Here is a 13,357-nt window from a genome sequence, read left to right as displayed (position 1 = left end):
AAAATTCAACTTTCGGATTCTGTATCAATCTCGATATCTAGGGTATCTTCATCAACCCGCACATACAAAATATTTGGGTTACAGCAAACTTGACAATCTTCTACATAAGATTGCTGTCCTCCTGCACTCAAATCAATAAAAGTTAAGTTCGGTTCGCCGCAATAGGCGCAGTAATACTCAGCTGTGTTTTGCATCAAGTTTTCAGCTATGAATTCAATGGCTGTAATTCTTTTGGAGATGAGTTGATATAACTCTGAGCATCAGCCAAATGCTTTAGTAGTGTAGACTGTGGCAGAGGCCCTTGCAAGTGGCTCCAAGGTAAAACTTGCTCTGTTGACCACTCGGCGTGGACGTAGAAATCTAAATCGGGAATTTGTCCTTTGAGTTGTTTGAAAGCACGTTTGTAGCTACCCAAGGAGTCGCCAAAGTCACGAGTAAGCTGGAGAAGTTGGGAGAGCCTGCGATCGCCTCTCGACAATAAAGCTTGTATAATCGACCAATTATAGCTTTCTGGGCGAAACTCTATCCCCTGTGGTTTTAGCTGTTTTTGCAAAAACTGCAACCGCTTTTCTGCTTGACGATTCACCCCAAACCATTGAAATGGTGTGTGTGCTTTCGGTACAAAGGTGCTGCATCCGTATGTTAACCGCAATCCCGGCGCAGCTTTTTTGATATTACGCATCATCGCCACAGTTTGTTCTAAATCTTCTGGTTCCTCACCGGGAATTCCTGCCATTCCGTAGAGTTTCAAGCTTTTTAATCCGCCAGCTTTGGCATTTATCGCCGCTTGGATAATTTCGTCGTTATGCAGCTTTTTATTAATGATTTGGCGGATTTTTTCGGAACCACTCTCTACAGCAATGGTAAGCGATCGCGTGTCTCGTTTCGTCAAAGTTTCTGCTAACTGGACTGTTACGGTATTGGTTCGCACTGAGGCAATACTGAGACGGACATCATCGTACTTTGGCTGACTAATATAATCCAGTAAAGTCTCAAATTCTGGATGCTGAGTTACAGAAGCGCCCAATAATCCTAGGCGATTTGTGACTTGTAAACCTTTTTCAATGGCTGGAATTAATGAACTTTCAAGACTAGCTGTCCTAAAAGGCAGTGTGAGATAACTCGCCAAACAGAAGCGGCACATTTCGGGACAACTTCTCACCACTTCCACCATGTAAATATTTTCCCATGCAGCTTTTTCGGTGACTACAGTCGATGCTGATAGAGTATTTCCCCGATAAGTTTGCTTTTGTACCACTGCGGGAATTTCGGGGAGAATTGGTTTAATTGACTTTACTGCACCATCTATGCTGTGATATTCCACCTCATACAAACTGGGAATATAAATTCCTGGGACTTGTGCAAGTCTTTTTAGTTGAGTTTGTCTAGAAGCATTTCTTATTTCTTTGTACGCCTCAATGAAATTTCCCAGTAGGTTTTCGCCATCCCCCAGTAAAACGACATCAAAAAAATCTGCAAAAGGTTCGGGGTTAGCAGTGAGAACTGGGCCACCGCCAAAAATTATCGGATGAGAATCATCACGAGAGGTTGCCAGAATCGGAATATCCAAGGATTCCAGCAAATTTAGAATATTCACATAATCCAGTTCCCAGGAAATGGAAAATCCCACAATTTCCGGTGTTCTGGGGAGTTGTTCGTGAGTATCTGTAAACAGGCGACTCACCTGCACATCATCACGCATTGCCAAGGTTGCCCACACCACCTGATAGCCGAGGCTAGTGATACCTACACTATATTCATTGGGAAAGGCAAAAATGATGGGAATAGCGTCGGTGTTTGGGTTAGCGGGGGTGAAAAGAAGGCGTTCAGAGGTAAATACAGATGATGTCACAGGTGTTTTTTAGGGATGTTTGAATAATACAGTTTCATAGAATTCGCGCCTACACAGGCGAAAACCAGTTTTAGTTCTCTTCTCTACGAGAGGCTACGCCAACGTGGGTTTCATTTTAGCCCGCCCAAGCTGACGAGAATTTGTGTAGCCGCGATTTCTAGTCGCCGGGGCTTCTTTATCTATATTTAATTTTAAGCCATAGAATTATCAAGTTAAAAAACAATGTCACGCTATTAGCAAGAATAATTGGCAAGGCTTGGAGATAAATTCCGTAGATTAACCACAAAAAAAGACCGCTCATAAATGTAATCAGCATGACGAAAGAAACATCTTTTGCTGATTTAGTTTGCCAAGTTTGAAACATCTGTGGCAAGAAGGCGATTGTAGTGAGTGTAGCAGCAGCTAATCCTAGAATTGTCAGAAAATCCATTGCAATGCAACCATATCAATTCATTTGTAGTGTAACGCCTTAGTAAGTCTTGCATTACAGAAAAATACGATTGGCATGTTATGTTTTAACGGCATTTTCTTTTTTTAGGAAATCATTATTTTTTACTGCATGCAGTAACACACAATGATCATGCTAATAACTTTTTCTACTCTCACAAGTTACTATATTTTGCTCTTTTATAATTTTCGTCATCGGCTTAAAGGCGACTAGTAAAAAGAGTCCCTATAGAAGTAAATAGCCCTAGTATTGGGTTATAATATCTCTAAAATTTCTGCTGCAATTTTTCTGATATGAGGTTCTTTTAAAACCGTTTCATGTTCACCAGTTACGCAACAAACGCATACTCGACCTTTAGTTAATTGCCCCCAAGCTACAGTAGGATCATCTGGAAAATTTTCTGATAATGATGAAGTTTTGAATAGTGATATGCCAGCTTTAATGGGTTGTGGTTGATAACGCAGACTTGCCTGCAAATTAGCTTTGTAAACATTGAGTAAGCCGAAAATTATACTGCGTCCTGAATCAGGAGGAATGAGTTCATAGTGTTGCAACAGTTGCAGCACATAATCAAATTGAGCCGCTTTATCTAGAATCGAAAGTTCGTCATAATTAACACTTACAGTTGTATTAAAATGCAGTCCTATTTGCTCAACAATAAAGCAAAGAATAGCAGCCTCATCTTCAAGAGAAGTCTCAATTTCAGGAGTTGACAATGGCGGATGAGTATCGATAATTAACAGATGCTCAACCTGTTCTCCCCCAGCTTCCAATTGGGAAGCCATTTCAAAAGCAATGAGTCCTCCCAAAGAGTGACCACCTAGCAAATAAGGCCCAAGAGGCAGGATTTCTCGAATTGCTTTTAGGTAACTAGCAGCCATTGCTTCGATAGTATCTAAAGGCGGTTGTTTCCCATCTAAACCTTTTGCCTGAAGTGCATAAACTGGACGTTCTTGACCCAAAGCTTGAGCAAGTACAGAGTAGGAAAGAGCATAGCCGCCTGCTTGATGTACAAAAAATAAAGGGGGTAAATCACCCTTAGTTTGTAAAGGAACTAGAACATCTAAATCACTACTTGACCGCTCTTGTTCTAGCAAAGCTGCCATCTTCTCTATCGTACCTTCCCGGAATAAAGTAACAACAGGTAGATTGAATCCTAAACGTTGTTCAATTGTTGCTATTAACCGAATAGCTAAGAGCGAATGACCGCCCAAGTCAAAGAAGTTTTCAGTAACACCAATAGGGCTAACTTGCAGTATTTCTTGCCAAATTTGGACTAATTTATGCTCTAACGCGGTCCGAGGAGGAATTTGTTGGCTGGAGTCGATATTCCTTTCAAAATTAAGTGCAGATAGTGCCTTTCTGTCAACTTTGCCATTAGGTGTTAAAGGTAGAGAATCTAATATGACAAAGTGTGCTGGCACCATGTATTCAGGCAGTTTTTCTTTCAGGAAAGTACGTAGCTGATTTACAGAGTTAAGTTTCTCAATTGAGGAGACAATGTATGCAACTAGGCATTGACTTCCTACTGAATCTGCACAAGTAATCACCACCGCATTGAGGACATCTGGATGCTGATTTAATACTGCTTCAATTTCTCCTAATTCTATGCGTAAACCGCGAATTTTTACCTGGTTATCAATACGCCCCAAAAATTCAATATTGCTATCAGGGAGATAACGTGCTAAGTCACCTGTTTTATAGAGACGTTCTGATTTTGAACTATTAAAAGGATTGGGAATAAATTTTTCGGCGGTTAACTCTGAACGGTTTAAATAACCCCGCGCCAGTCCAGCGCCGCCAATGTGCAGTTCGCCAGGAACACCAATAGGAACGGGTTGTAAATTCTGATCGAGAATATAAATTTGGTTGTTAGAAATTGGGCGACCAATTGGAACAATTTTTTGATTAATTCCAGGCTGACAAGTTGAGAAGGTTGTATTGATACAAACTTCAGTTGGGCCATAGAGATTGTGAAAGTTGATATTTAGTTTACTAAACAAACCTTCTTGCAGAGAAACTGGTAAAGTTTCACCTCCACAGAAGACGTGTTTTAGAGAATTACAAGTTTCAATTCCTCCTTGTTCTAAGATCATTTGTAGTAACGATGGAACAAATTGAACAAAAGTAATTTTTTGTTCATTAATGATTTTAATTAGATAAGCACTATCCTGATGACCTCCTGGACGAGCTATAACCAACTGTGCGCCTACTAACAATGGTGCATATAATTCCCAGACAGAAGGATCGAAACTTAAGGGAGTTTTCTGGAGCAGTTTGTCTGCTTCCGTCATGGGAAATTTTGCTTGTATCCAAAACATATGATTGCAAATAGCACGGTGAGAGATCATTACTCCCTTGGGCTTACCTGTGGAACCAGATGTGTAAATGGTATAGGCTAAGTTTTCCGCTACTACTTCATTAACTGGGTTTTCTGCACTTTGTTGGGTAATAATTTCCCAGTCAGTATCTAAACAAATAAGCTGTATATTGTCTTGAACACCAACTTTTTCTAGTAGTTTTTGTTGAGTTAATAAGACTGGTGTCTGAGCATCTTCTAGGATGAAATTTATCCGCTCTTGGGGATAAGCTGAATCGATGGGGACATAAGCGCCACCAGCTTTAAGAATACCTAATAACGCAATTACCATTTCTAGCGATCGCTCAACGCAAATACCAACTAGTACATCTGATTTTACCCCTACTGAATGCAGATAATGCGCCAATTTATTCGCCTGTCTATTCAACTCCTCATAAGTCATATTTTCGTTTTCAAACACCACAGCTATTGCATCTGGGGTCTTCTCTACCTGCAATTCAAATAATTGGTGAAGGCACTTATCTTGGGGATACTCAACTTGAGTCTGATTCCAATTTACCAATAATTGATTTTGCTCAGTTGCTGTTAGTAGAGGTAATTGTGTAATTCGCTGTTTGGGATTAGCAACAATACTTTCTAGCAAGGTTTGAAAATGACCCACCATCCGGTTAATTGTTGTTACATCAAATAAATCGGTTCTATATTCCCATGTTCCCTGAATTCCTGCTTCTGTCTCTATCATTAATAGAGTTAAATCAAACTTAGCGGTCACCTGTTCCAATTCCAAGGGAATAAGGCTCAAATTAGGTAGTTCCAAGTTGCCCATCGGGGCATTTTGTAACACAAACATCACCTGGAATAAGGGATGATGACTGAGATTTCTTTCTGGATGTAGTTCTTCAACAATCTTTTCTAAGGGTACATCCTGATGGGCATAAGCTTGCAGCGTTTCTTCTTTGATTCGCAACAGTAATGTATTAAAATCAGGATTGCCAGTTAAATCGGTTCTGATAACTAAAGTATTGACAAAAAAGCCAATTAGTTCTTCAATTTGTTTACGATTTCGGTTAGCAATGGGCGTACCAATTAATAAATCCTGCTGTCCCGAATAACGCATTAACAGGGTGCTAAATACGCCTAACAATCCCATGAACAGGGTAGCACCTTGAGATTCGCATAACTTCTGCAAGCGATCGCCTACTTCTGTGTTAATCGTAAAAGATACAGTAGCGCCTTGATAACGTGCGATCGCAGGACGAGGAAAATCAGTCGGTAGCTCTAAAGTTTCGATTTTTCCACCAAGTTTTGCTTTCCAATAAGCCAGTTGTGCAGGTAGTTGGGTTTGCTCAAAAGTTGTTCGTTGCCAACGGGCAAATTCACCATATTGTAAAGATAAAGGTGATAAAGGCGATGCATCACCCTGGCAAAATGCTGCATAAGATAAGGATAATTCCTTAATCATTAAACCCAATGACCAACCATCAGAAATAATATGGTGTATTACCAAGACAAAAACATGAACGTCCTCATTTAACTGATAGAGATGGACGCGCAATAAAGGCAGTGTACGAAGATTGAAGGGAGAAATAATTGCTTCTCTAATTGATTTTTTAACTGCTTCTTCCTGCTTTTCCGGCTCTAAATGGCTCAGATTTATCAGCGTCAATGGCACTTCATCAGATTCATGAATAACTTGTACAGCAACTCCGTCCTTAGTCTCAAAAGTTGTGCGTAATACTTCATGACGTTGAATGATTTCTTGTAAACTGCGGTGTAACGCCTCTTGATTTAAATCTCCATCCAAACGAAAAGCGATCGCAATATTGTAAGCAGGATTATTCGGTTCTAACCAATCTAAAAACCAGAGTCGTGCTTGAGAAAAAGAAAGCGGCAAGTTTTCTCGGTGGGCAATTTGTGGAATAATATCTTGAAGGGTACTTGTAGAATCGCTCACCACAGCCAAGCGCTCAATTTCCTCAGCTAAACCTGCGATCGTTGAATGTTCAAAAACTTTTCTTAACGGTAAGGCTAAATTAAATTCTTCACGAATCCGAGAAACTAACTTAGTTGCTAAAAGAGAATGTCCTCCTAAGTGGAAGAAATCGTCTGTTACGCTGATGGTATCAATACCTAGCACATCAAGCCAGAGGGTGCATAGTCTTGCTTGGGTGGGAGTTGTGGCTTGAACAAAGGCTTGTTTACTAAGTGCTAAATCTCGCTCTGGTGCAGGTAAAGCACGCCAATCCAGTTTACCACTGGGAGTCATCGGGAAGCTTTCTAGAAGCACAAAGGAAGACGGACGCATATATTCTGGTAATTCTTCCCGTACCTGTTCTTTTAACTGGGAAATTAGCGTTTTTGCAAAACGTCCTTTGAGCGGATCAATCCAGTAATAATTAGTAGCTTGAGTAGGGACTATACTATTAATTGGCATTACTGGAGAGCGGCGTTTTCCATCTGTTTTTGGATAGAAGCAAACGTCAAAATAAATTGGACTCAAATCTGGAGAGTGGCTAATAGTTAATTGACAACCTATATCTTTAGCTAGAGCAGATAAATCTGCTGGATCAATTGCTTGGTTTAAGTTAATTTTATCGATGGATTCGCGTAAATTGCCAATTGTATTTTTTCTATCATTTCCTTCCAACCACTGTAAAACTGTTTCATCTTTAATTAAACGTGCATTGGGAATTCCACGCCAACCAATTGCACCTGATTTAATAATTTCCTGACGTAAATCCTCTAATTGCAAAGCTGCTTCCCAATTTTTCCAAATAGGTTCTATAACATTATTTGGTGAATTACCTAACTTGTGTAAGACGACATCATAACGATATTTAGTTAGTTCGTTGTGGCTAGTTTCCTCTTTTAGGTGAACTTCTACCGCCTCTAAATTGGGGAAAACTTTAGTCAGATTCACGAAGAAAGTTGGATCAAGTACTAATTCATTTTCTGTTTCTGCTAGCCGTCGAACTTGGATTTTAAAAGTTTCCCTATTTGTATTGTCATCAGCTTGACAAAAAGCAATGCTGGTATGAAAATAATTTAAAAGCTGTAAATTCCGATTATCACCAATAAACAGACTTCCTCCCGGTGCTAATATTTGCAACGCGCCTGCAATTACCTGCTGTAAATACTCAATAGATGGAAAATATTGAGCTACAGAATTAATAATAATAGTATCGAACTCAACATCAGGAATTTGCGAAAAATCAGTGGCTTCTCGCGTCAATAAATTTATATGATTCCACGAGCGATTTTGAATAATATTTGTCAATCGGCTAATTGCTTCCTGGGAAAAATCAGTTCCCCAATAGGATTTTACCTGAGTAGCAATATTCAATAAAATCATCCCCGTACCACAGCCAATTTCTAGAACCCTTTGGGGTTTGAGTGCTTGGATTCGCGCCAGGGTATTATTTAGCCATTGACGCATATCGGCGGCGGGAATGGGTTGATTATCATAACTACTATTCCAACCAGTGATGTTAAAGGATTCGTTGGCTTCAGTTTCATTATGACGATAGGTTTCGTTAAAGGTATATTGCCATTCTTGGGTTTGTTCCTGCTTCAAAGTTTCATAGTCTGAAATTTGATCTTTGGGAACTATGTAAGCGGCTATTCTCACATCTTCTTTGCTTTCTTCCCGGACAATTACTAAAGCATCGCGCACCCCTGGATGACGTTTGATAACTCCTTCAATTTCCCCCAATTCGATGCGAAAGCCACGAATTTTAACTTGATGGTCGTTACGTCCTATATATTCAATTTCGCCGTTCTCAAGAAAACGAGCTAAATCACCAGTTTTGTAGAGGCGTTCTGGTTTTAAATTGTTAAACGGATTGGGAATCATCCGTTCTGCGGTTAATTGCGGACGGTTAAAATAACCGCGAGTTACACCCGCACCACCAACATACATTTCACCAACTACCCCAATAGGAACGGGTTGGCAGTGACGATCTAAAATATATAGAGAGAGATCAGGAATCGGTTTACCAATTAAACTACCAAGGCGTTGTTTTACATCCCTTAAGCGAATCGGACGGTAGGTAACGTGAACGGTGGTTTCCGTAATTCCGTACATATTTACTAGTAACGGAAGCTGATCATCATGGCGTTCAAACCAAGGTTCTAGACTTGCTAAATCAAGCGCTTCTCCACCAAAAATTACATAGCGTAATTCTAGTTCTCCTTCTCGACAAAGTATTTCTTCTGCTTGCATTAATTGTCTAAATGCTGAAGGCGTTTGGTTTAAAACTGTGACTTTAGCATCACAAAGCAAGTTATAAAATTCTTCGGGAGAACGACTTACTAAATAAGGTACAATTATTAAACGACCACCAAAGAAAAGAGCGCCCCAAATTTCCCCAACGGAGAAATCAAAGGCGCAGGAATGAAAGAGCGTCCACACATCTTTGGCGTTAAAGTTGAACCATTTTTCAGTAGCCAACATTAAACGCACAACATGACGATGGGTGACAACAACTCCTTTGGGTTTTCCTGTGGAACCGGAGGTGTAAATAATATAAGCTGCGTTATCTGGCTGAACTAAAACTTTTGGTTCTGTTGTTTGTAGTTTTGCTAGTTCAGCTTCGCAATTATCAATAAATATAACAGTAGCTTGGTGAGATGGAATTTGCTCTTTAAATTGGGTGTGGGTAAGCAAAACTGCAACTTGACTATCTTCAATCATATAAGCGATGCGATCGCTCGGATAATCGGGATCGAAGGGAACATAAACCCCACCCACTTTCAGAATCGCCAAAATAGAAGCGACCAAATCCAAAGAACGCGATAGCCACAGTCCCACTCGTGATTCTGGTTTGACACCAAGATTAATTAAATGATGTGCTAATTGGTTAGCGCGATGATTTAATTGTGAGTATGTCAGGGTTTCATTTTCAAATATTAACGCTGTTTGCTGGGGACGCAACTTTGCTTGTTGACTAAATATTTCATGCAAACAAAATTGCACGGGAAAAGTTTGGCGAGGTGTCGCTGGAACTAATTGAGATAATTCTTCAGTCAGCAGAAAAGGTAAGCGGCTTACGGGTGTATCAGGTTGCGCTATTAAATTTTCTAGAAGTTGGCAAAAATGACGCGCAAATCTTTCTACAGTTTCTCTTTTGAATAAATCTATGTTGTAGGATAAAACTCCATTTAGCTGTTTTTCGCTTTCGGTAATGAACAACTCTAAATCAAAACGAGCCGCTTCTTGAGTTGCTAATATGGAAACTTCTAAATCACCTGTACTAAATTGCGGCTTGGGTGCATTTAATAAAGTAAACGCAATTTGGAATAAGGGATTGCGGCTGGTATCCCGTTCAAGATGCAAGCGGTCTACTAAAGTTTCAAATGGTACTTCGGTATGTTCAAAAGCCTCTAGTACTGTTTCTCTGACTCTATTTAGCAGCTTGCAAAAACTAGGTTCGTCTGATAAATCGGTGCGAATCACCAACATATTGACGAAAAAACCAATGAGTTTTTCAGCATCGATTCCCGGACGATTGGCGATGGAAGTACCGACTGGTATATCCTCTTGTCCGGTGTAACGCGCTAAAAGAGCCTGGAAAGCACCCATCAGGGTCATAAATAAAGTGGCACCTTCTTTTTGGCTGAAGGTACGAATAGCATTTGTGAGGGAAATTGGTAGAGAAAATTTCACCAAATCTCCCCGAAATGATTGGAGGCGGGGTCTGGTAAAATCAATGGGAAATTGCAAAACTGGTAATTCTGCTAGTTGTTTCTCCCAATAAGCAAGACTATCTTGCAAAGCTAAATGGTTAAATCTTTCTTGTTGCCATAAGGCATAATCAGCGTATTGAATTTTTAAATCTGGGAGTGCTGTTTTATCTTTTTGAATAGCCAATTGGTAAAGAGCAGCAATTTCTTGTAAAAAAACGCCAATTGACCAAGCATCAGCAATGGTATGATGAAGAGTTAGGGTGAGTATGTATTGTTTTGATGCTAGCCGAAAAAGGCGCGATCGCACCAATGGCCCTGTTTCTAAATCAAAGGCATATTCAGCTTCAGAATGCCCTATTCTCAAGATTTGTTTTTCAGCATCTGTTGTTTTATCGCTCCAATCTTCTAATACAACTTCAGCTAAATAATCTGGGTGAATCTGTTGCCAAGGTTCCCCATCAATTACTATAAATGTGGTTCGCAGGCTTTCATGTCGCTGCTGCAATTGTTTAAAAGCTTCCTGCAAAGCCTCTACCTGTAAATTTCCATGTAGACTGAATACAGAACAAATATTATAAGCAGAAGATGTAGGTTCTAATTCATAAAGAAACCACAACCGTCTTTGTTGAAAAGAAGCGGGTGCTTGGGTAAGACTGCGACGCGGAATCAAAAACTGGTCTTTTTCTAGTTCGATTCCTTCCTCTTCTAGAAGTAATTCTAAAAGTTCAATATCATTGATTTCTGAATTCATCATAATATATATAAATAAAATCAGTCTATTTTAAAGTGATGCCGGAAAAAATGACATAAAATACTTTTTCCCAGCTTCCAGATATAACCTTAATGCTGTACCAACTTGTCCACGTCGCATCAAGTCTGTTCCAGATTGCATCTCGAATAAAGGCATTAATCTTTTTTCATAAAACCACAGAACTTCAGCTACTTTGGCTTTTTGCTCTTGGGTCAACCATTTTCCATCTTTCCATTTGTTAGTAATTTTTTGAGCTTGAGTTTTAAAGTTAACTGTCCTATGTAGTTGATTAATACTATGTAAACGATATTGATGCAGTTTTTCGGCTACAAAATGAACTTCGCTGACTAAAGCAACTTGTAGCAAGAGGTCAAGTATATGTCCACCATTTCTCCCTAAATTTTCATCCCATCCCGATGTCTTTTCATATATACATCGACGAAAAACACAACGTCCGTCTAGTCCACCTCCTAAACCAGCCACAATAGCTGCCAAAGGTGTTTCAGGAGTATCATAGGGTAGGGTTTTTACGCCAAAAAAAGAGGGGACAAATCTTGGCCAGGAAACGGTGTTTATTAACTTACCATCTTCCTCAATATTAGAGAAATCGCAGTAAGCAGCACCAACATGAGGATATTGGTCAAGGTATTTAACCATAACCTCTAGCATTTGGGGTTCTAAGCAGTCATCAGCATCAAAAAATAATAAGTATTGCGATTCTAAAGAACAAGCTTTAAAACCATTGTTACGTGTTATACACGTCCCACTGTTGGACTGTTTGATCAACCTCATACGAGGTTCTATAGTCAGATAATCTGCTACAATTTCTTTAGATTTATCAGTACTACCATCATCTACAACCACATACTCCCAATCGGTGAAAGTTTGATTGCTCAAACTTTCTATTGCCTTACCGATAAATTTTTCTGCATTGTAGCAGGGTGTAACAATACTCACTTTCGCCATACAAAATTAGCTCCAGTAGTAAATTGCATCATGCTCTTTAGAGAACGAGAGAAATCCACCAATAGTTATTCTGGTGCGATCGCCAATTGTTGGGACGATACAGTGGTAGAAGCGACCACCATCGAATAACATCATATCTCCAATATTCGGCTTAAAAGTCATGCTTCCATACTGCTGATCAAATACCTGATGTGATTGCTGGTATAAGCGAGAGCCATAGCCGTTCTTAGAGTTTGTGTCTTCAAAAACTAACTCTTCACCGTCCCACTCTAGCCCATAGATAACTAGTTCCCCTCCAGCTTCCGGGAGAGCTACGGGAATGAAGAAACTGAGTTGGTCAGTGACATCCACCAGGGTTCTTAAATGCTCACTTTGAGGACTGTTCAAAAAATCGTTCCCCACATGGATAGGAAACTCATGATCTGTTGGTACCTTACGGATGGTAGCTGGAATGTAGCTTTGTCCTTGAGGCCCATTGGGTACTTGTACCGAAAGTCCCCCAGAAAGAGAGCTTAATACAGATTCCATTAGCGCCTCAAAGTCCAACTTCCCTTCAAACAATGTGCGGCACTTTTCCCGAAAAATGGCTGCATAATCAAAGTACTGTTGCAAGCCAGGGTCGGAGAAAACAATGTTTTCACCCAAAGTATAGGCTCCCTTAATTGCCTCGGCAAACTTAGAGTCTAGAATCCCACTCATCCCGCCTTCATTATTTTCTAGGCGACTGACGACTAACTCAACAGTCTCTTTAGGCAACACCTCGCGGATAATCATCCCCTCAAAGCTGCGGTTAAACAGCATATCTTGCAAGGCGTTGGGATGTTTCTCTATGTCTGAGATATGAATGTCAATAAAGTTAAACAGGGGTTCTTTGGAAATGACTCTTTTAGGCATAGTATTTACTTAAAATTTCTGGGTTAAAAATCCTGAAACCTTTTCATCCGTTACGCTCAAAGCAGACATAGATCGAGTGTTTATAGTCTGTAGTACTGGAAGTTCCAGCCCTTCACACGTGTAGACTCACAATATTTTTGCAAAAATTTTACCTCTCAAGACTTGTCCGGCAGCATCAGGGAGGCTGCTTTAATTGCAGAGCAAGATAAATTTTTTACATCATGGTGTTGACATCATCATATATTTCATATAATTATCTTCTTGTCAACTACACTTTGAGTAACCATAAGTTGTAGTTATGTTTTTTGTAAAATAATTATCAAAATAAAAACATTCTACTTAAAATGAGCTAAACATATTGATTTATGATGAGTCAAAAATAGTTAAATTTTATACTACTCAACTTCATACCAAGTTGAGCGTAAATGTTTAATAATTAAC

At 39.7% G+C, this 13,357-nt stretch carries 6 protein-coding genes; all 6 read right to left on the bottom strand.

Going from position 1 to position 13,357, the window contains the following annotated elements:
• Positions 1-5: 5 nt before the first annotated feature.
• The gene (locus tag H6G92_RS01425) at positions 6-194 is read right to left on the bottom strand and encodes a CPXCG motif-containing cysteine-rich protein (RefSeq protein ID WP_012411100.1); all 189 of its coding nucleotides are present in this window, start codon (positions 192-194) and stop codon (positions 6-8) included.
• Between the two features lie 11 nt (positions 195-205).
• Positions 206-1,852 carry a B12-binding domain-containing radical SAM protein gene (locus H6G92_RS01420; protein WP_190889969.1) on the bottom strand — a complete coding sequence of 549 codons (1,647 nt, stop codon included), beginning with the start codon at positions 1,850-1,852 and terminating at the stop codon, positions 206-208.
• A 175-nt stretch (positions 1,853-2,027) separates the two neighbouring features.
• Entirely contained in the window at positions 2,028-2,282 is a 255-nt protein-coding gene (locus tag H6G92_RS01415; RefSeq protein WP_190889967.1) for a SemiSWEET transporter, read from the bottom strand.
• Between the two features lie 272 nt (positions 2,283-2,554).
• Complete coding sequence (locus tag H6G92_RS01410; RefSeq protein WP_190889964.1) at positions 2,555-11,059, bottom strand: non-ribosomal peptide synthetase; 8,505 nt, start codon at positions 11,057-11,059, stop codon at positions 2,555-2,557.
• A gap of 27 nt (positions 11,060-11,086) precedes the next feature.
• The gene (locus H6G92_RS01405) at positions 11,087-12,022 is read right to left on the bottom strand and encodes a glycosyltransferase family 2 protein (RefSeq protein WP_190889961.1); all 936 of its coding nucleotides are present in this window, start codon (positions 12,020-12,022) and stop codon (positions 11,087-11,089) included.
• Between the two features lie 6 nt (positions 12,023-12,028).
• Positions 12,029-12,916, bottom strand: a complete 888-nt coding sequence (locus H6G92_RS01400) for a 2OG-Fe(II)-dependent halogenase WelO5 family protein (protein WP_190889959.1) — start codon at positions 12,914-12,916, stop codon at positions 12,029-12,031.
• Between the last annotated feature and the right edge of the window lie 441 nt (positions 12,917-13,357).

This window comes from Nostoc foliaceum FACHB-393, assembly GCF_014698505.1.
Classification (GTDB): domain Bacteria; phylum Cyanobacteriota; class Cyanobacteriia; order Cyanobacteriales; family Nostocaceae; genus Nostoc; species Nostoc foliaceum_A.
This window is presented reverse-complemented; position numbering and strand designations above follow the sequence as displayed.